The organism is Sphingomonas sp. MM-1 (genome assembly GCF_000347675.2).
In the GTDB taxonomy this organism is placed as follows: domain Bacteria; phylum Pseudomonadota; class Alphaproteobacteria; order Sphingomonadales; family Sphingomonadaceae; genus Sphingomonas_E; species Sphingomonas_E fennica.
The window spans coordinates 3399782-3419613 of record NC_020561.1 but is presented as its reverse complement, the minus strand read 5'-3'; the positions used below and the strand labels follow the sequence as shown (position 1 = coordinate 3419613).

At 68.3% G+C, this 19832-nt stretch carries 21 protein-coding genes and 1 tRNA gene; 7 read left to right on the top strand and 15 right to left on the bottom strand.

Features of this window, described 5'->3' with window-relative positions; all coding sequences use genetic code 11:
* Positions 1–30: 30 nt before the first annotated feature.
* Together G432_RS16300 and G432_RS16295 are read left to right on the top strand one after the other, a co-directional pair.
* On the top strand, positions 31–1023 hold the full coding sequence (locus tag G432_RS16300; RefSeq protein ID WP_015459919.1) for an alpha/beta hydrolase: 993 nt from the start codon (positions 31–33) through the stop codon (positions 1021–1023).
* A 64-nt stretch (positions 1024–1087) separates the two neighbouring features.
* The gene (locus G432_RS16295; RefSeq protein WP_015459918.1) at positions 1088–2260 is read left to right on the top strand and encodes an acetyl-CoA C-acetyltransferase; all 1173 of its coding nucleotides are present in this window, start codon (positions 1088–1090) and stop codon (positions 2258–2260) included.
* Positions 2261–2566: 306 nt separating this feature from the next.
* On the opposite strand, the gene G432_RS16290 is transcribed toward G432_RS16295, so the two are convergent.
* The 15 genes from G432_RS16290 to G432_RS16225 form a co-directional block, all read right to left on the bottom strand.
* Positions 2567–3322 (bottom strand): ABC transporter ATP-binding protein, encoded by a 756-nt coding sequence (locus G432_RS16290; RefSeq protein ID WP_015459917.1) that lies wholly within the window; start codon positions 3320–3322, stop codon positions 2567–2569.
* Complete coding sequence (locus tag G432_RS16285; RefSeq protein ID WP_041864964.1) at positions 3322–4122, bottom strand: MlaE family ABC transporter permease; 801 nt, start codon at positions 4120–4122, stop codon at positions 3322–3324. The genes G432_RS16290 and G432_RS16285 overlap by 1 nt, the downstream gene beginning before the upstream one ends.
* Positions 4119–5171 (bottom strand): alanine racemase, encoded by a 1053-nt coding sequence (gene alr / locus G432_RS16280; protein WP_041865497.1) that lies wholly within the window; start codon positions 5169–5171, stop codon positions 4119–4121. Before alr ends, G432_RS16285 begins: the two co-directional genes overlap by 4 nt.
* 92 nt (positions 5172–5263) lie before the next feature.
* The gene (locus G432_RS16275; protein WP_015459914.1) at positions 5264–5539 is read right to left on the bottom strand and encodes a DUF6356 family protein; all 276 of its coding nucleotides are present in this window, start codon (positions 5537–5539) and stop codon (positions 5264–5266) included.
* Between the two features lie 64 nt (positions 5540–5603).
* Positions 5604–6434: an SDR family NAD(P)-dependent oxidoreductase gene (locus tag G432_RS16270; protein WP_015459913.1), complete on the bottom strand. Its 831-nt coding sequence runs from the start codon at positions 6432–6434 to the stop codon at positions 5604–5606.
* Positions 6431–7201 (bottom strand): SDR family NAD(P)-dependent oxidoreductase, encoded by a 771-nt coding sequence (locus G432_RS16265; RefSeq protein WP_015459912.1) that lies wholly within the window; start codon positions 7199–7201, stop codon positions 6431–6433. The genes G432_RS16270 and G432_RS16265 overlap by 4 nt, the downstream gene beginning before the upstream one ends.
* 204 nt (positions 7202–7405) lie before the next feature.
* A complete protein-coding gene (gene coaA, locus G432_RS16260) occupies positions 7406–8341 on the bottom strand; it encodes a type I pantothenate kinase (protein ID WP_015459911.1) in 936 nt (311 codons plus the stop codon).
* A gap of 75 nt (positions 8342–8416) precedes the next feature.
* The gene (locus G432_RS16255) at positions 8417–8908 is read right to left on the bottom strand and encodes a nuclear transport factor 2 family protein (RefSeq protein ID WP_041864963.1); all 492 of its coding nucleotides are present in this window, start codon (positions 8906–8908) and stop codon (positions 8417–8419) included.
* Positions 8905–10446: an FAD-binding protein gene (locus tag G432_RS16250; protein ID WP_015459909.1), complete on the bottom strand. Its 1542-nt coding sequence runs from the start codon at positions 10444–10446 to the stop codon at positions 8905–8907. Before G432_RS16250 ends, G432_RS16255 begins: the two co-directional genes overlap by 4 nt.
* A 72-nt stretch (positions 10447–10518) precedes the next feature.
* On the bottom strand, positions 10519–11145 hold the full coding sequence (locus tag G432_RS16245; protein ID WP_015459908.1) for a nucleotidyltransferase family protein: 627 nt from the start codon (positions 11143–11145) through the stop codon (positions 10519–10521).
* On the bottom strand, positions 11142–12152 hold the full coding sequence (locus G432_RS16240) for a putative molybdopterin biosynthesis enzyme (protein ID WP_015459907.1): 1011 nt from the start codon (positions 12150–12152) through the stop codon (positions 11142–11144). The genes G432_RS16245 and G432_RS16240 overlap by 4 nt, the downstream gene beginning before the upstream one ends.
* On the bottom strand, positions 12149–13087 hold the full coding sequence (locus tag G432_RS16235) for an XdhC family protein (protein WP_015459906.1): 939 nt from the start codon (positions 13085–13087) through the stop codon (positions 12149–12151). The genes G432_RS16240 and G432_RS16235 overlap by 4 nt, the downstream gene beginning before the upstream one ends.
* A 54-nt stretch (positions 13088–13141) precedes the next feature.
* Positions 13142–13270 (bottom strand): DUF2474 domain-containing protein, encoded by a 129-nt coding sequence (locus G432_RS22665; RefSeq protein WP_015459905.1) that lies wholly within the window; start codon positions 13268–13270, stop codon positions 13142–13144.
* Positions 13257–14270 (bottom strand): cytochrome d ubiquinol oxidase subunit II, encoded by a 1014-nt coding sequence (gene cydB / locus G432_RS16230; RefSeq protein ID WP_041864962.1) that lies wholly within the window; start codon positions 14268–14270, stop codon positions 13257–13259. The genes G432_RS22665 and cydB overlap by 14 nt, the downstream gene beginning before the upstream one ends.
* The gene (locus G432_RS16225; RefSeq protein ID WP_015459903.1) at positions 14267–15670 is read right to left on the bottom strand and encodes a cytochrome ubiquinol oxidase subunit I; all 1404 of its coding nucleotides are present in this window, start codon (positions 15668–15670) and stop codon (positions 14267–14269) included. Before G432_RS16225 ends, cydB begins: the two co-directional genes overlap by 4 nt.
* Before the next feature lie 149 nt (positions 15671–15819).
* On the opposite strand from G432_RS16225, the gene G432_RS16220 reads away from it, so the two are divergent.
* From G432_RS16220 to G432_RS16205, 5 genes are all read left to right on the top strand, one after another.
* Positions 15820–17028, top strand: coding sequence for a toxic anion resistance protein (locus tag G432_RS16220; RefSeq protein WP_015459902.1), 1209 nt, complete (start codon positions 15820–15822; stop codon positions 17026–17028).
* Entirely contained in the window at positions 17028–17735 is a 708-nt protein-coding gene (locus G432_RS16215; RefSeq protein WP_015459901.1) for a hypothetical protein, read from the top strand. Before G432_RS16220 ends, G432_RS16215 begins: the two co-directional genes overlap by 1 nt.
* A gap of 43 nt (positions 17736–17778) precedes the next feature.
* Entirely contained in the window at positions 17779–17919 is a 141-nt protein-coding gene (locus G432_RS23785) for a hypothetical protein (protein ID WP_170112613.1), read from the top strand.
* A gap of 75 nt (positions 17920–17994) precedes the next feature.
* Positions 17995–18068: transfer RNA gene (locus G432_RS16210), tRNA-Cys, on the top strand.
* A 597-nt stretch (positions 18069–18665) separates the two neighbouring features.
* Positions 18666–19664, top strand: a complete 999-nt coding sequence (locus tag G432_RS16205; RefSeq protein ID WP_015459900.1) for a DUF1254 domain-containing protein — start codon at positions 18666–18668, stop codon at positions 19662–19664.
* Positions 19665–19832 lie beyond the last annotated feature (168 nt).

The window sequence follows — 19832 nt, the reverse complement described above, 5'->3', positions numbered from 1 at the left end:
AAGCCCCGCCCCCTTCCGCTGTTCCTTGCCATGCTGCAGCATGAAACCGCGGGCGATCCGGCCCGGCTGCGCGCGGCGCTCGCCGGGCTGCGCCGCTACCAGGGCCATGATCGCGCCCCGCGCCCGCCCGAAATGCCGGTGATCGCGCGTATCGGCCGCGCCGCGATCCGCGATTATGGCGGCGATGGGCCGCCCGCATTGTTCGTGCCCTCGCTCATCAACCCGCCGCACGTCCTCGATCTCGCCGAAGGCCGGTCGCTGCTGCGCTGGCTGGCAACGCAGGGCGTGCGCCCGCTCCTCCTCGATTGGGGCACGCCCGCGCCGGAGGAGCGCGATCGCGACGTCGCCGGCCATGTCGAACAATTGCTGCTGCCTTTGCTGCGCGAACTGGGCGAGCCGGTGGCGCTTGCCGGCTATTGCCTGGGGGGCACGATGGCGCTCGCCGCCGCCGCGCGCCATCCGGTCCGCTCGCTCGCGCTGATCGCGGCGCCGTGGCATTTCAGCGCGTTCGCGCGCGCGGCACGCGATGACCTTGCCGGCCTGTGGAACCAGGCCGAACCCACCGCCGAAACGCTGGGCGTGCTGCCGATGGAGGCGCTGCAGGCCAGCTTCTGGCGGCTCGATCCCGCGCGCACCATCCGCAAGTTCGAGGATTTCGGCCGCCTGCCCGAAGGCGATCCCCGCATCCAGGCCTTCATCGCGCTGGAGGATTGGGCCAATGACGGCCCACCGCTGACGCTCGCCGCCGGGCGGCAATTGCTGGTCGATCTCTTCGGCGGCGACATTACCGGCAAGGGCGGATGGCTGGTGGCCGGCGCGCCGGTCGATCCGGCCGCGATCGCCTGCCCGGTGCTGGACGTCGCCTCGCTCACCGATCGCATCGTGCCCGCCGCCAGCGCGGCCGGTATCGGCGATGCGATGCGGCTCGACCTCGGCCATGTCGGCATGATCGTCGGCAGCCGGGGCCGGCAGGCGCTGTGGGAGCCGCTGGCACATTGGCTTTCGCAACCGCGAAAGAGATGATAGGCGCGCTGCCGAAGAAGCACCGCAAAGGGCCGATCGAGCCACGTTCGCACAGGAGCCTAGCATGACCGAAGTCGTCATCACCGCCGCAAAGCGCACCCCCGTGGGCAGCTTTCTCGGCGCCTTCGCCGCCACCCCCGCGCACGAGCTGGGGCGCATCGCGATCGAGGCGGCGCTCGCCCAGGCCGGAGTCGCGCCGGCGGATGTGGACGAGGTGATCCTGGGCCAGGTGCTCACCGCCGGCCAGGGGCAGAACCCCGCCCGCCAGGCGGCGGTCAATGCCGGCCTGCCGGTGGAAAAGACCGCGATCGGCATCAACCAGCTCTGCGGGTCCGGCCTGCGCGCGGTCGCGCTCGCCGCCCAGGCGATCCGCGCCGGCGATGCGAAGATCATGGTCGCCGGCGGGCAGGAAAATATGTCGATGGCGCCGCACGCCCAGTTCCTGCGGGCCGGCGCCAAGATGGGCAATGTCGCCCTGCTCGACACCATGATCCATGATGGCCTGACGGACGCGTTCAACAATTACCACATGGGCATCACCGCCGAAAATCTGGCGGAGAAATATCAGATCACCCGGGCCGAGCAGGATGCCTTCGCCGTGCGCAGCCAGAACCGGGCGGAAAAGGCCCGCGCCGACGGCCGCTTCAAGGATGAGATCGCGCCCGTCACCGTGAAGGGCCGCAAGGGCGACACCGTCGTCGATCAGGACGAATATATCCGCGCCGGCGCCACGCTGGAAGCGATGCAGGCGCTGAAGCCCGCCTTCAAGAAGGACGGCACCGTCACCGCCGCCAATGCCAGCGGCATCAACGACGGCGCCGCCGCCATCGTCGTGATGTCGGCGGATGAGGCCGCCCGGCGCGGCGCCAAGGTGCTGGGCAAGATCGTCTCCTGGGCCACTTGCGGCGTCGATCCCGCGATCATGGGCATCGGCCCCGCGCCGGCCAGCCGCATCGCCCTGGAAAAGGCGGGCTGGACGGTCGCCGATCTCGACCTGATCGAGGCGAACGAGGCCTTCGCCGCCCAGTCGCTCGCCGTCGGCAAGGAACTCGGCTGGGATGCCGACAAGGTGAACGTCAACGGCGGCGCCATCGCCATCGGCCACCCGATCGGCGCCTCGGGCGCCCGCGTCCTCACCACCCTGCTCTACGAGATGGAAAAGCGCGACGCGAAGAAGGGCCTCGCCACGCTCTGCATCGGCGGCGGCATGGGCATCGCCATGTGCATCGAACGCTGACCCGAAACACCCCGCCGTCGCCGCGACGCCCGGATATCGGGCGAAGCGGCGATGGCGGGCCGCAGCCGATCCGATAACGTCATGCCAGCGCAGGCTGGCATCGCTGGCGGCTCCGGGACAACGCTTTTCCACGCACCGGAACCGTCCGGAATATCAGAAGCAGGCGGCCTTCCGCGCTTCCTCTCCCCTCCCTGCAAGGGAGGGGTTGGGGGTGGGTTCCGCCGAGGCACTCGGCGGCCCTCGCGGCGGCCGCCCCAGCTACGCATGGGAATGGAGAGCATCTCCCCATTCCGGAACCGATTGATCCTAGCGGATCGGCCCCTCGGCATTGCCCTGGACGAACTGGTCCACATAGGGATTGCCGGAATCATAAAGCCGGTCGCGCGGGCCGTGCCAGATGATCTTGCCCTGGTAGAGCATCGCCACCCGGTGGGCGATCTTCCGCGCGGATGCCATGTCGTGGGTGATGGTCAGCGCGGTGATGCCGAGGTCGTCGACCAGGCTCATGATCAGGTCGTTGATCACGTCGGCGCGGATCGGGTCGAGGCCGGTGGTCGGCTCGTCGAAGAAGATGATCTCCGGCCGGGGCGCGATGGCGCGGGCCAGCGCCACGCGCTTCTGCATGCCGCCGGAAAGCTCGCTGGGCCTGAGGTTCAGCACCTCCGGCCCCAGCCCCACCCGCTCCAGATTCTCCTGCGCGATCGCCCGCATCCGGGCGGTGTCCCGCGCGCGGCCCTGCGTCAGCGCGAAGGTCACGTTGCGCCACACGGGCAGCGAATCGAACAGGGCGCTGCCCTGGAACAGCATGCCGAACTTGGCGCGCACGCGGGCAAGGTCGCGCTCGCCCAGCCCCACGATCTCCTCGCCGTCGATGCGGATCGACCCGGCATCGGGCCGGACGAGGCCCAATATGCATTTCAGCGTCACCGATTTGCCGCTGCCGGACTGGCCGATGATCGTCATCGATTCCCCGGCCTCGACCGCCAGGTCCACCCCGTCGAGCACGCGGTTCGCGCCGAACGTCTTGGCCAGCCCGCTGATCTGGATCTTGGGGGTCGCCATCAGCCGAACGCCATCACGGTGATGAGGAGGTTGGAAAGCAGGATCAGGATGAAGGCGCTCACCACCGCATTACGGGTGCCCTCACCTACGCCGGCCGCGCCGCCATTGGCGCGGAACCCGTGATAGCAGCCCATCAGCGCGATGAAGAAGCCGAACACCGCCGCCTTCACCAGCGCCATCATGAAATCGCTGGCCTCCAGGAATTCGCGCGTCACCTTCAGATAGCCGACGGCGTTGAAATCCAGCTTGTAGACGGCGATCAGATAGCCGCCGAAGATGCCGATGGCATTGGCGATCATCACCATCAGCGGCAGCGCGATCACGGACGCGAACAGGCGCGGCGCGATCAGGTAGCGGAAGGGATCGGTGCGCAGCGTCGTCATCGCGTCGAGCTGCTCGGTCACGCGCATGGTGCCCAGCTCCGCCGCCATCGCCGATGAGACGCGGCCCGCCACCATCAGGCCGACCAGCACCGGACCCAGCTCGCGCACGATGCCCAGCACCACGATGGCCGGCACCGTCGAGGTCGCGTTGAAGCGCGATCCGGCGGTGAAGGTCTGCTGCGCCAGCGCGGCGCCGGTGAAGATCGCCGTCAGGCCCACCACCGGCAGCGAGAACCAGCCGATATGGGCGAGCTGCTCCAGCCATTTGTGCGGATAATAAGGGGGCGTCAGCCCGCGCCGGATCGCGTTGATCGCGAACAATGTCGCCCGGCCCACGGTGGCGAGCGAGCGGATGGCGATCCGGCCGATCGCGGCGAAGAATGAGATGATGGCTTCGGCCAAGCGCTTACCCGTCATAACCAGCACCGCTGATAGCGGCGGCCGAGCGAGGTCAGCAACTCATATTGTGACAGGCCCGAAGCAATCGATGCCGTTGCGGGATCGTAATCCAGCTCCAGCCAGTCGCCTTCCTCCACGTCCTGCGCGGCGCCGATGTCCACGGCCAGCAGGTCCATCGAAACCCGGCCCAGCACCGGGCAGGGCACGCCGCCCGCCAGCGCCCGGCCCCGTCCCTCGCCGAAACCGCGCAGATAACCGTCGGCATAGCCCACGTTCAGGATGGCGACGCGCATCGCCGCCGGCGCGGCGAAGGTCGCGCCATAGCCGACGGTGGCGTCGCGCGGCACGATCCGCACCTGCAATATCTGCGCATGCGGCCGCGCGACGCGGCGGACATGGCCTTCCGCGCCCGGCCCCGGAATCCCGCCATAAAGCCCCAGCCCCGGCCGCGTGAGGCCGAAGGCGTAACGCTGCCCCAGGCAGATGCCGGCGGAATTGGCCAGGCTGTATCGCCGCGCCGGGATCGCCGCCTTCAGCCCGCGAAAGGTGAAGAGTTGCTGTTCGTTCAGCGGATGGCCCGGCTCGTCCGCGCAGGCCAGGTGGCTCATCAGCGTATCGATCTCCAGCCCGTCCAGCAGGCCCGATCGCGCTTCTTCCGGCGTCAGGCCCAGCCGGTTCATGCCGGTGTCGATCATCACGTCGCAGGCCCGGCCCGCGCCCAGCGCCTTCCACCGGGCCACCATCGCCGCGCTGTTCAGCACCGGCCGCGCCCGGCTGGCGAGCGCCGCCTCCGCATCCTCGGCGCGCAGGCCGTGCAGCACCGAAAGCGAAAGCGCGTCCGCCAGCGGCCCCAGCGCCTCCGCCTCCGCCCAGGTCGCGACGAAGAAGTCGCGGCAGCCGGCATCGGCCAGCCGGTCGACCACGCCCCTGGCGCCCAGGCCATAGCCGTCCGCCTTCACCGCCGCGCCGCATACCGCACGCCCGCTCGCCTCCGCGAACCAGCGCCAGTTGGCGACGAGGGCGGCGGAGTCGATATCGATGCGGAGCGGGGGAACAGGCGCGGTCACATCCACGCCGATAGGCAGGCGGGCCGTCAAGGGCAACCGCTCGCCCGGCAATCCGACCTCAAATTCGATCAGATTTCATACCTCAAATTCGATCAGATTTCATACTCGATCTGCCATTCGGGCTCGTTCCACCCGGCATGGCGCTGCTCGCGGGCGCGGGGGGAAGGCTGGCGCGCGGCCATCTGCGCGTGCAGCCGCTTCACGGCATTGCTGCCGGTCCGCACGAACAGGGCGGGAACGATGCCATGGACCATACAGGCGAGGCCGCTTGCCACCATCGTCGCGCCGAAGCGGAAGGCCACGCCGAAATGCTCGACATAGCTTTCGTTCACGCTGCGCGGATGGGCGAGGAACAGGCGATCGAACATGGCTACTCCAGAACGCTGATGCGCCACCATGCCACGCCGGGCCTCCCCCGCCCACCCCTTTCCGTCAGACCATGTAGGAACCGCCGTTCACCGTCAGCACGCTGCCGGTGGCATAGCTCGCCTGCTCGGATGCGAGGAAGGCGACCGCCGCCGCGATCTCGGCCGGGCGCGCCATCCGCCCCAGCGGGATCGCCGCCTCCATCGCCGCCACCATCGTATCGGGCACGCTTTGCATGATCGGCGTGTCGGTGGGACCGGGATGGACGGCGTTCACCCGGATGCCGCGCGTCGCAAGCTCGCGCGCCAGCGCGCGGGTGAGGCCGACGACGCCGGCCTTGCTCGTCACATAATGCAGCGGGCCTTCGCCGGACGCCGCCGATGTCGATGCGATGTTGACGATGCTGCCGCCATGGCCACCCGCCGCCATCAGCCGCACCGCCGCCCGCGCGCAATGGAACATCCCGTCCAGGTTGACGCCCATCACCCGCCGCCATCCCGCGTCGGACATGTGGATCAGCTGGTCGGCATGCGCGGTCGGCGCCTCGCCCCGCGCGATCTGGGCGGCGCGCTCGGCCGCACCGGCATACATCTGGTCGCTGCCGTCGTCGGGGCCCCGGCCCGTGCCGGCATTGTTGACGAGGATGTCGACGCCGCCGAACGCGCCCGCGATCTCCGCGAAGGCCGCATCCACCGATCCGCTGTCGGAAACGTCGCAGGCCAGGCCGATATGGCCCCCGCCCGCCAGCGCCTCTGCCGTGCCGCCGGCCGCGCCGGCATCGATATCCAGCACCGCCACCCGCGCGCCGTCCGCCGCCAGCCGCTCCGCGATCGCCCGGCCGATCCCCTGCGCGCCGCCGGTCACGACGGCGCGCTTGCCCGAAAGCGCCCCGCTCATGACGGCATGTAGAGCTGGACGGTCTTGCCGCCGTCCACGGGCAGCGCGACGCCGTTGACGTAGCCGGATTCGTCCGAAGCCAGGAACAGCACGGCCTGCGCCAGCTCGGCCGGCTCGCCGCTGCGCCGCATCGGGATCGCCTGCGTCACGGCATTCGCCGCATCCGGCGCCATTTCCTGGAAATGCAGCGTCGCGGGCGTCGCGATCTGGCCGGGGACGATGCTGTTCACCCGCACGCCGTGCGGCGCGCCCTCGATCGCGGCACAGGCGGAAAAGTGGATCAGCGCCGCCTTGGATGCGGAATAGCTCGCCATGCCCGGCATCGCTCGCACCCCGCAGGCGGAGGAAATATTGACGATCGATCCGCGCCCGGCGGGGATCATCAGCTTCATCGCCTCGCGCGTGCCCACGAAAACCGCCTCGGCATTCACCGCAAAATCGCGCCGCCAATCCTCGATGGTGAGGTCCGCGATCGACTTGTAGGCGGCGGACATCGCATTGTTCACCAGCACGTCCAGCCGGCCATGGCGACTGGCGACGTCCGCGATCAGCGCGGCGTAAGCGTCGAGATCGGACACGTCGAGCCGGTGCGCCTCCACCGATCCGCCGGCCGCCGCGATTGCCGCGCGCGTCTCCTCCAGCGGCTCCGCCCGCCGCGCGGCGATCGCGACATGGCCGCCTTCCGCGGCGATCAGCTCGGCCGTGGCGCGCCCGATTCCCTCGCTCGCGCCCGTTATAAGCACGATCTTGTCGCGCATCCTTCCCATGGCAAACTCCCGCAAAGCATCGCTTATCGGCCGCGCATACGTGGCCATGCGCAGCCTTGCTGCATGAATCCCGCGCGGAAGCGAAGGGAATTTTTGAACGCCATGGAGTCGAATTTTACCGCATCGTCGCACGGTCGATGTGGAATTTTGTCGATGCGGAATTTTGCGGCGGGTCCGGGGGAGAAGGGCCGGGGCTGCTTTCCCCTACAACCGCCTCAGCTTCAGCCAATCGACACCGTGATCGGCCTGCTTGTGCAGGATCACGTCGGCGCGCGAGCGCGAGGGTTCGATATTGTCGCGCAGATTGGGGCCGTTGATCCGTTCCCACAATTGCAGCGCAAAGGCCCGCGCTTCATCGAACGGGGCGTGGGCCATGTGGTGGAAATAGGATGCCGGGTTCTGGAAGGCGGTGCGCTGGAGGAGCATGAACCGCTCCAGATACCAGCGCTCGATATTCTCCTCTGCCGCATCGATGTAGATCGATATGTCGAAGAAATCGCTGGCGGTGAACACCGGCGCGTTCGCCCGCTCCATCCCGGCGCCGATCTGGAGGACGTTCAGCCCCTCGAAGATCAATATGTCCGGCCGGTCGACCACATGTTCCTCGCCGGGCAATATGTCGTAGGCCTGGTGGGAATAGACCGGCGAGGTCGCCCGCCCCGTCGCGCGGATATCGGCGAGGAAGCCGATCATCCGCTTCACGTCATAGCTTTCGGGAAAGCCCTTGCGCGCCATCAGCCCCCGCGCCTCCAGCTCCCGCGTGGGGAAGAGGAAGCCGTCGGTGGTGACGAGGTCCACCTTGGGATGATCCGGCCAGCGCGAAAGCAGCGCGCGCAGCAGGCGGGCGACCGTGCTCTTGCCCACCGCCACGCTGCCGGCGATCGCCACCACATAGGGCCGGGGCCAGCTCGGCCGGCCGACGAAATCGTCGGTCACGCGGGCCAGCCCGCGCGATGCGGCGACGTGCAGGTTGATGAGGCGGGTGAGCGGCAGGAACACCTCCTCCACCTCGACCATCGACGTCGGCTCGTTGGCGCCGCGCAGCGCCTCCACCTCGGCCTCGCTCAGCATCATCGGCACGCTGGAGCGGAGCCGCGCCCATTCCGCGCGGCTGAACTCCGAATGGCTTTCGCTATCCATGTCCGCGCTTTGCGCAGGGAATGGGCGATCAGGCAAGGGGGTGGGCGCAATTCGATCGTTGCGCCCCGCGCGCGTTCACCCGGCCAGCGGCTTCGCTCCGTTCGCCCGGCCGGGCTTGATCGTCCCCATGTCGCGGCCGTGGCGGGAAAGGTCGCCCACCAGGTCGTTGCCCATGGTCCGCTCCACGATCCGCCAGCGGCCGTCGCGCTTCTCCAGCCGGTCCAGATAATCGCCGCCGATCACCGCCTGCAACGGCCCGTCGCCCGCCTGCTGGAACACCATGACATAGGAACTGGCCCGCGCCTTCCCCTCGCCTTCCGGCACGATCATCACATTGGCCAGCATGTGGCGCGTGCGCGGCGTGCCGTCGGCATAAGTGAGCACCCAGCTGCGGAAGGCATTGGCCACGGCCTTCGGATCGCGATCGGCCAGCAGCGCGCCGCCGCTGTGGATCACCGCATCGCCCAGCAGCTCGCCCACCGCATCGAAATCGCCGGCATCCAGCGCGAAGGGATAGCTGAACAGCACATTCTGGATGGCGAAATAATCGTCTGCTTCCATGGTCATGCTCCCGTTCCGGCCATGTCGCGGGCGGCGATCCAGGAAAATACGGCGCAGGAACCGATCGGGTTGCCCCCGCCCGGATAGGTCTGGCCGCTCACCGCCGCCATCGTGTTGCCGGCGGCATAGAGGCCGGGGATCACCGATCCGTCGGCGCGCAGCACGCGGGCCTTGGCATCCGTCTTCAGCCCGCCCTTGGTGCCCAGATCGGATATCGAGAAAGCCTGGGCGTGGAACGGCCCCCGCCGGATCGGCACCAGCGGCGATCCGCCGCCCTCGCCCATGAAGAAGCGGTCATAAGGCTCACCGCCCCGGTCGAAATCCTCGTCCCGGCCGGCATCGCAGAAGCCGTTGTAGCGCGCGACCGTCGCCTCCAGCCGATCGGCCGGCACGCCGATCTCGCTTGCCAGCTCCGCCAGCGTCGCGCCGCGCTTGCGATAGCCGGCGGCCACATAATCCTCGGCCTTGCCCACCGGCACGGTCGGGAAGATCACCGGCGGCTCGCCGCCCGTGCTATCGTCATAGACCATCCAGAAGGGCCGCTTCAGCCGTCCCTCCGCCTCCGCCGCGATGATGTCGCGGCCCAGCCGGTCATAGGCGGCGGATTCGTTGGCGAAACGCTCGCCATTGGCATCGACGAAGATGCCGCCGGTCAGCCCGAGCGAGAAGGTTGCCGTGCCGTCCGGGTGCAGGATGCCGGGGGACCACCAGGCCTCGCCCATCAGGTCCACGTCCGCGCCGATGGCGATGCCCGCCTCGATCGGCCGGCCCATATTGCCCGGCGCGCCCACGCAGCCGGAAAGCTCGCCCGGCACGCCAAAACGCGCCCGCATCTCGCCATTGCGTTCGAACCCGCCGGCCGCCGCCAGCACGCCCTTGCGCGCCCGGATGCGGCGTTCGGCCCCGTCCTTGCCCACGACGACGCCGGTAACCGCGCCATCCTCCGCCACATAATCGCGGAACGGCGTGGAAAGCCTCAGGTCCGCGCCGGCCTGCGCCTTCAGCGCCAGCAGCAGCCGCCCGATCAGCGCCTGCCCGCCCACCAGCTCCTCCGGCAGGGGCTCGCCCAGCCGCTCCACCGGCAGGGTCGGCCGCAACTGGTCGCGCAAGGCCCCGATCTCCTCGGGCGTCAGGTTCAGCGGCATGATGTGCCGGCCGCCGGCGCGCGCCTTGGGCGCCTTCCCGTAATAATCCGGCCAGGGATAGACGGCGAATTCCAGATGCGGGTCGCTTTCCAGGAAATCGAGCATGGCCGCGCCGTTATCGAGGAAGGCGTCCTGCACCGCGCGCGGGGTGCGGTCCCCCACCACGGCGCGATAATATTCCCGCGCATCCTCCATGGTGTCGTCGTCGCCCGCGCGGCGCAGCGCGGCATTGCAGGGCAGCCACATGCCGCCGCCGGAATAGGCTGTCGTGCCGCCGAACCGGTCGGTCGCCTCGACCAGGATCACCTTCAGGCCCGCCTTGGCGGCGGCCAGCGCGCCCACCAGCGCGCCCCCGCCCGATCCGATGACGACGACGTCGCATTCCTCGTCCCAGGCCATTGCTCTCTCCCATATGATCTTTGCCCGATCGATACCGGCCCCGCCGGCTCAGGCCCAGCCAAGGGGGTGAGCTTATGGCCGCCTGTCGCTTGAGGACGCTTTGGCGAAATTCGCCCGCAGCGCCGCCAGCGCATCGGGCGTATCGGCATCGATCAGGACGGCGGGCGTATCGCAGGCCATGAAGGTCACGGCATCGCCCAGCGCGTCGATCAGCCCGCGCGCGCCCTTGTCGCCCCGGATCGCCATCAGCCGGGGGAAGTAGCTCCGTCCCCAGATCACCGGATTGCCGCGCCGCCCGCCATGCACGGGCACGATCACCCGCTCCCTGCCCGCCTCGTCCGCCAGGCTGCGCAGCACGGCCGCCGGGATCGATGGCATGTCGCCCAGGCAGATCATCGCCGCGCCCCAATCGTCCGGCACTGCGGCTATCCCCGCCGCCAGCGATCGCGAAAGCCCCTCCGCATGGTCGGCGGCATGAACGAAACGGCAATCCCTGCCCGCCAGCGCTTGCTCGATCGCCTGCGGGTCATGCCCCGTCACCACGATCGGCGGCGGCAGGCCGGCCGCGCGGATGGCCTCGGCGACGTGAAGGATCAGCGGCCGCCCGTCCAGATCGGCGGTCAGCTTGTTCGCCCCCATCCGCCGCGAGGAGCCGGCGGCGAGCAGGATCGCACCCGCCTTCGCCGCGCTGGCGCTCAATCCTCCGGCTCCCAGGCCTCTTGCCCATAGGGGCCGTCCCTGCGGATCTGGTCCGCTATCAGGCCGCCCACGCCCATCCGCGCGATCACCCCGCCATCGACCGGCAGCCCCACCGCGATCCGCTCCAGCACCAGATCGATGCCGTTGCGGCGCGGGCTGCGCGCGCAGCCCGGCAGGCCGATCACGATCCGCCCGCCGATCCTGCCGAGGCACAGCAGGTTGCCCGGCTCCACCGGCATGCCGAGCCGCTCCACCTCCCCGCCCGCCGCGACGATGGCGGCAGGGATCACGTCGCGCCGGTCCACCGTGGCGGAAGCGCCGGCCACCAGCACGATCGCCTCCTCCTGTTCCCCCAGCCGCCGGGCAAGCGCGGCCTCGTCATGGTTGCAGATATGCTCCGCCGCCAGCGCCGCCCCCAACCGGGCAAGGCGCTGCCGGGTCGCGACGGCGGTGCCGGCGAACATCTTGTCGGGCTGGCCCGGCAGCCGCGTCTGGATCAGCGCGGTCGGCGGCAGGGCGAAGGGCCGCACCCCGATATCGGCGCGCCTCGCCGCCGCGATCGCCGCCGCCAGCGCCTGCCCGCCGATCGCATAGGGGATGATCTTCATCGTCGCGACGGCATCGCCCGCACGCACCGGCCGGCAGGGGTGCAGCGTGCCGAGGCCGATCGCCTCCGTCACCAGATTCACCGCGTCGATCGCCGCCCCGTCGCAATGGAACAGCCCGTCATGCAGGGCGATCAGGTCCACCCGGCCGTGGCGGGGAACGGATGCCTCCACACCCGCCCCCGCCAGCGCGGCGGCAATCGCCACGGCCGCCTCGTCCTCACCGACATCGCCGGGGTCGAGTTGCGCCACCACCAGCTCGGTAACGCCTTCGCGCTCCGCCAGCGCAATATCGTCGGGCGAAAGGCTGCGGCCCTTGGGCAGGCGCCGGCCGCCGATCATGCGGCCATGGCCCAGCAGCGCGCCCAGCGCCTCGCCAGTCGGAACCGGGCCGAACCTCATTCCCGGCCACGCAGCCGGGCGGTGGCCTGCGCCAGGATCGAAAGCGCGATTTCCGGCGGGTCGGCCGCACCGATGTCCAGCCCCGCCGGCCCGGCGATCCGCGCCAGCGCCTCTTCGCCGAATCCCTTTGCCGCCAGCCGCTCCAGCCGCGCGGCGTGCGTCCGCCGCGATCCCAGCGCCGCGATGTAGAAGGCCGGCGATTCCATTGCCGCCGCCAGCGCGGGATCGTCGATCTTGGGATCGTGCGTCAGCGTCACCACCGCGCTCGCCGCATCCGGCCGCCATTCGGCCATGGCCTCGTCCGGCCAGCGTTCGTCGGGAACGATCCCCTCCACCCCGAAGGATGCGGCGAAGCTGCCGCGCGGATCGACCAGCAGCGGCGCATATCCGATCATCCGCGCCATCGGCACCAGCGCGCGGGCGATATGCACGGCGCCGACGATCATCAGCCGCAGGGGCGGCGCGTAGCGCGCCACGAAGTCGCCGTCCCGGCCCTCTCCCTCCACGCTGCGCCCGTCGTCGAGGCCGGTCGCGACCGCAACCGTCTTGCCCCGCGCCCGCGCATCGCGGATACGGGCGATCAGTTCCGGCGGAAAATGGTCCGCGTCGATCGTCTGCACCAGCACGGAAATGCGGCCACCGCAGGCCAGCCCCACCGCCCAGGCGGTCTCGTCCGCGACGCCATAATCCAGCCGGCGCGCGCCGCCCGTCGCCAGCAATTCCTGCGCGGCCACGATCACGTCGCCCTCCACGCAGCCGCCGCTCACAGATCCGGCGAAGCGGCCGTCGTCGCGGATGATCGCATGGCTGCCGCGCCGCCTTGGCGCCGATCCCCAGGTTTCGACGACGGTGGCGATGGCCACGCGATGCCCGGCTGCCAGCCAGTCCGCGGCCGTCGCCAGCATGATATCGAGATCGTCCCCCGTCGCATTCATGGGACACGGGCGTAGAGCATTTTCCCGTGCGTTGGAACGCCGCCGGATCGGCCTTTATCCCTTGATTGCCATCCGCAGCAGCCACGCCACCGCGCCGATCGCGAGGACGCTCATCGCCCAGATGGCGACGAACCAGCCGATCCGCCGCAGCCAGAGCGACGGCTTGCGCTCAGTGGTCGCCATGCGCGTGATAGCCGTCATCGCCCACCTTGCCGCGGAACACCCAATAGGCCCAGGCGGTATAGGCCAGGATCACCGGGATCAGCACGCCGGCACCGATCAGCATGAACACCTGGCTCGAATGCGGTGCCGCGGCATCCCAGATCGAAACCCGGCCCGGTATCACCCACGGCCAGATCGAAATGGCCAGCCCCGCCATGGAAAGGGCGAACAGCCCCAGCGTCCACAGGAAGGGGTGCGAATCCGGGGCGCGGCCGATCGATCGCCACAGCATGAAGGCGACGAAGGCGATCAGCAGCGGCATCGGCACCGCCACGATCAGCCCCGGCCATACGAACCAGCGCTGCCAATATTGCATCTCGAGGAAAGGGGTGGAGAGGCTGACGGCGGCGATCGCCACCACCAGCGCAGGCACCAGCGGCCGGGCGAAGCGGCGGGCGTCCGCCTGCAACGGCCCTTCCGTCTTCCAGATCAGCCAGCCTGCGCCCAGCAGGGCATAGCCGATCACCAGGCTCACCCCCGTCAGCAGGCTGAACCCGCTCAGCCAGTCCCACCACCCGCCGGAATAAGCGCGGTCGTGCACCTCGATGCCCTGCAGCAGCGCGCCCAGCGTGATGCCCTGCGCGAAGGTCGCGACCAGCGATCCCGCGAAGAAGGCGAAATCCCAGAACCGGCGATGATTGGGATCGCGCCAGCGGAATTCGAAGGCCACGCCCCGGAACACCAGCGCCAGCAGCATCGCGATCAATGGGGCATAGAGCGCCGGCAGCACGATCGAATAAGCCAGCGGGAAGGCCGCCAGCAGGCCGCCGCCGCCCATCACCAGCCAGGTCTCGTTGCCATCCCACACCGGCGCGATGGCGTTCATCGCGGTATCGCGCTCCCGCCCCACCCGGAACTTCGGGAACAGGATGCCGATGCCGAGGTCGAACCCGTCCATCAGTACATAAGCGGCAACCGCGATGGCGATGATCGCCGCCCAGATGACGGTGAGGTCCATCATTCGCCCTCCTGCACGGCCTGCGCGGGCGTGATCCCGGCGCTGCGAATGGGCGCGCGTTCCGGCGCGCCCTCGCGCGGCCCCGGTGCCTTGCCCGCCAGCTTCAGGATATAGAGCGTGCCCACCGTGAAGCAGGTGAAGTAGACGATCACGAACGCCACCAGCGATGCGCCCACCGCCGGCGAGGCGAGCGGCGAAACCGCGTCGGACGTGCGCAGCAGCCCCTGTATCACCCAGGGCTGGCGCCCCACCTCGGTCGTCACCCATCCGGCGATCACCGCCACGAAGCCCGACGGCCCCATCACCAGCGCGAAGCGGTGCAGCCAACGCCATTCGTAAAGCCGCCCCGTCACCCGCCCCAGCAGGCTCCACAGGCCCAGCGCCAGCATCAGGAAGCCGATGCCCACCATGATGCGGAACGACCAGAATATGATCCCGACCGGCGGCCGATCCGCCTTGGCCACGGTATCGAGGCCGGCCAGCGGCGCATCCAGATCATGCTTCAGGATCAGCGAGGAGAGCTTGGGAATCTCGATCGCGGCATGCACGGTCTCGGCCTTGCTGTCCGGTATGCCGAACAGGATCAGCGGCGCGCCGCCCGGGTGGCTTTGATAATGGCCTTCCATCGCCATCACCTTCACGGGCTGGTGCTCCAGCGTGTTGAGGCCGTGCAGGTCGCCGGCGAAGATCTGGATCGGCGCCACCAGCGCCGCCATCCACATCGCCATGGAGAACATCGTCCGCACCTGCGGCCCGCGATCGCCGCGCAGCAGGTGCCACGCGCCCACCCCGCCCACGGCCAGCGCGGTCGTCAGATAGGCGGCGATCACCGTATGGACCAGGCGATAGGGGAAGCTCGGGTTGAAGATGATGTCGGCCCAGCCCGCCGCCGGCACGAACTGCCCCACATCGTTCAGCGTGTGGCCGGTCGGCGTCTGCATCCAGCTGTTGACCGAAAGGATCCAGAAGGCGGAGATGAAGGTGCCCAGCGCCACCGCGCAGGTCGCGGTGAAGTGCAGCCCGCGCCCCACCTTCTTCATCCCGAACAGCATCACGCCCAGGAACCCCGCCTCCAGGAAGAAGGCGGTCAGCACCTCATAGGCCATCAGCGGCCCGATCACCGGACCGGCCTTGTCGGAAAAGACCGACCAGTTGGTGCCGAACTGGTAGGACATGACGATGCCGGAAACCACGCCCATCGCGAAGGCGACGGCGAATATCTTCATCCAGTAACGGAACAGGTCGAGATAATGATCCTTGCCCGTCTTCAGCCACAGCCCCTCCAGCACCGCGAGGTAACTCGCAAGGCCGATCGAAAAGGCCGGGAAGATGAAGTGGAATGAAACGGTGAACGCGAACTGCGCGCGCGCCAGGATTAATGCCGTTTCGCCTTCAGCCATCATGGCCCCCGTTCATAGGCTGCTTTGAAATACCCGAAATCTGACAAATTGTCCAAGCGGTTCGACGAACGCCCCGGCCGCCCGCCCCGGCGCTTGAACCGCGCGGCTTTCCCCTCCATCTTGGATGCCTTCAAAGGGTTGGGAGGACCTGCATGGCGACGGACGCGACGGAAACCGAAACCGATCTGGTGCTGAAGGCGCCGGAACCGGTGAAGATCGTCGCGCCGGAAAAGGCCGCCGGGCTCGTCCCCCTGCGCGACGAGCAGCGCACCCAGCTCGATGCCAAGGCCGAGGCGTTCGTGGACGAGCTGGCCGCGCTCGACGCGAACAGCCCCGAATTCGGCATGAAGGTCGATCAGATCTCCAACATGGGCCGGCGCGAGATCGCCGAGGCCGCCGGCCAGTCCAACCGCTTCCTCGATCGCCCCGTGCGCGCGATGGACAAGGATACCGGCGTCGGCACCGACCTGGCGGAGCTTCGCCGCACCATCGAGGATCTCGATCCCGGCAGGCAGGGCAACCTGCTCGCGCCCAAGAAGCTGTTCGGCATCCTCCCGTTCGGCAACAAGATGCGCGACTATTTCGACGGCTACAAGTCGGCGCAGAGCCACATCTCGTCGATCCTGGCGAGGCTGGCCGGCGGCAAGGACGAGCTGCTGAAGGACAATGCCGCCATCGATGTCGAACGGCAGAATCTGTGGGCGGCGATGGGCCGGCTGGAACAGATGATCCACGTCTCCAAGGCGCTCGACGCCCAGCTCGAAGCCAAGGCGATGGAGCTGGAGGCGACCGATCCGGCCAAGTCCAAGGCGATCCGCGAAACCGCGCTCTTCTATGTGCGCCAGCGCTCCACCGATCTCCTCACCCAGATGGCGGTGACGGTGCAGGGCTATCTCGCGCTCGATCTCGTCAAGAAGAACAATGTGGAGCTGGTGAAGGGCGTCGATCGCGCGTCCACCACCACGGTCGCGGCGCTGCGCACCGCCGTCACGGTCGCCCAGGCGCTCACCAACCAGAAGCTGGTGCTGCAGCAGATCACCGCGCTCAACACCACCACCGCCAACATGATCGATTCCACGGGCGAGCTGCTGCGCACCCAGACCGGGGAGATCCACAAGCAGGCGGCTTCCTCCACCATCCCGCTCGAAACGCTGAAGCGCGCTTTCCAGAACATCTATGATACGATGGACAGCATCGATAAATTCAAGCTGGAAGCCCTGTCGTCGATGAAGCAGACGGTGACCACCCTGACCGACGAGGTCGAAAAGTCGCGCGGCTATATCGCCCGTGCCGAAGGCGCGGCGCAGGCGCGGATCACGGCCGGCGGCCCGGCCGATCCCTTCACGCCGGTCGATCGCTGATGGCGGATTCCACCCGCGTCCTCGAACAGGCCGAAGCCCTGCTGCGTCGCGTCTCGCCGGAAGGGCGGCGGATGCGCCAGCGCGCGCGCCAGCGGCGCTGGGCCGCCTTCTGGCGCCGGGTGAAGCTCGCCATCGCCGCGATCCTCGCGGCCGCGCTCGCCGCCGGCATCTTCGGCACCTTCGTGGCCCCGCTGGGCATAGGCGGCGTGTTCCTCACCCTCATCGTCATGGCGATCCTCGCCTTCGCCATCCTGATGTGGCCCGCGGGCACGGAGCCCACGCCCGAAAAGCTGGTCCAGGCCGATATCAAGGCACTGCCGCTCCAGACCGAGCAATGGCTGGAACGCCAGCGCCCCGCGCTCCCCGCCCCCGCCCAGCGCCTTGCCGACGGCATCGGCGTGCGGCTGGAGGCGCTCGCCCCCCAGCTCGCCACCCTCGATCCGGCCCAGCCCGCCGCGGTCGAAATCCGCAAGCTGCTCGGCGAGGAGCTGCCCGAGCTCGTCTCCGGCTATCAGCGGGTCCCGCCGTCGCTCCGGCGCGACGAACGCAACGGCAAATCGCCCGATCGCCAGCTTGTCGAAGGGCTGGAGGTCGTGGACAGCGAGCTTGCCCGCATGACCGAGCAACTCGCCTCCGGCGATCTCCACCGCCTCGCCACGCAGGGCCGCTTCCTCGAGCTGAAATATCGCGGCGAGGGCGAGGACTGACGCGCCTCCACACCACCCCCGGCCATCCCCTCGCGCAGCCGACATGGAAGAAGCAGGCTGCACCATTGCCGAAATCGAGACTGTGCTCGGACACCAGACGTTCAAGATGGCGCTGATATATGCGCCCCAACGGCTGCGGGCGAGGGCCGCGATCGCAAAAATGGAGGCGATGGACAAATCGTGAATCTGCGAACTTGACGGATCGGGCTGCGAACTCTACCAAGCCGGCTCCGCAAAAACGGCGGATTTCCGCAGTCGAGGCCCGATGGCGGAGTGGTTACGCAGAGGACTGCAAATCCTTGCACGCCGGTTCGATTCCGGCTCGGGCCTCCAAAATCCTGTCTGGCGATAGCGCGAACAAGCGCGACCCGGCCCAACCGCTGACGGATGTGCCGCCCCCCCCCAAGGTCGAGCGTTTCCCCGCGACCACCGATCCGGTGGCTGTCGACGCGCGGCTCCGGGCAGTCTCCCATCGATATGCGCTCCGGGGCCGGGTCGGACAGGCTCCCGTGAAGCTTGACACACGGCACGCCGGCGCCGTGAACGGGAGCCATTCACCTCATCTGGTCATATACCCAGGAATGGCCGGACGCGACGTCCGATACCCGAAGGTCGGTAGGGTTATTACCGATAGATTCGCGTCCTTCCGCTGAATAGGCTCGCTCTCGTTTCCAGGAGCAGAGCGATGCCCGCAACCGGCCTCTCCATCGCAACGCCCCCTTCGGCATCGGCCCCAAAAGAACGTGCGCATGCCATCGGGGTCCACGCTTTCCTCCGGGGCTATCCGCTCGTCGAATATGGCCGCCCGGCGCCGGCGGCGCTCGCGGGTTTGAGGTGCCGTTCCGCACCTGCGACCCCGAAAAGTTCTTCTCTGACAAGAGTTGGGTGTTGCCCGATCTCGAGAAGGCCGGCTGAACGAGGAGACGCGCGATGAACGAGACGCCCAGCTTGCAGCAGCCTGGGACCGGCGGCGGTTCGATCACCGTCACGCCGGAAAATTTCCTGCGGGCGGAATCCGACCTCTATTTTTCGGCGATCGCGCTCAAGGAAGAGGGATTCGGCAAATTCGAGCATCATCGGGATGTGGCCTCGGTCGATAACCAAACCATCATCCGGCTCAATCGCGACACCCTCTATTCCGCGGTGCTGCTCGATCTCGATGCCGGACCAGCGACGATCACGCTGCCGGACAGCGGGGGCCGCTTCATGTCGCTGCAGATCATCGACGAGGACCAGTATGTGCCGGCGGTATATTACGACACCCAGCCGCACACGCTGACCCGCGAGGAGATCGGAACGCGCTACGTGCTGATCGGCGTGCGCACGCTGGTCGATCCGGCAGACCCCGACGACCTTGCCGTGGTGCACGCACTGCAGGATGCGATCCGCCTCGATCAGCCCGGCGGGCCGGGCGCGTTCGAAATCCCCGACTGGGATCACGAAAGCCAGGGCAAGGTGCGCGAGGCGCTGCTCGCGCTGGCGCGGACGATGCCCGATACCAGCAAGGGCTTTGGCAAGCGCGGGAAGGTCGATCCCATCCAGCGCCTGGTTGGCGGCGCGATGGGATGGGGTGCCAATCCACCGGAAGATGCAACCTATCTCAACATCACGCCGAAATTGAACGACGGCAAAACCGTGCACCGCCTCAGGGTGAAGGATGTGCCGGTCGACGCTTTCTGGTCGGTGACGGTCTACGACGAGACAGGTTACATTCCGAAAAACGAGGCCGGCATCTATTCTTATAACAGCGTCACCGCGAAGAAGGACGCCGACGGATCGATCACCATACAGTTCGGCGGCTGCGACGGAGGCGTCGCCAATTGCATACCGATTGTCCCGGGCTGGAACTATATGGTCCGGCTCTATCGTCCCCGTTCCGTCATTCTCGATGGATCATGGACGTTCCCGGAAGCGCAGCCGATTGGCTGACCGCAGTCTTGCTAAGGCCAGCAGATATCAAATTTCGAGCACGTCCAAATGATATTGGGGCGCCACGCACGGGACGCGAAGTCGGGAAGACCAAGACGAACGGCCGTTGGTCTTCATCCGCAGCTAAATCCTCATGATGAAATAACTGACATATTCGCCAGTATCGGA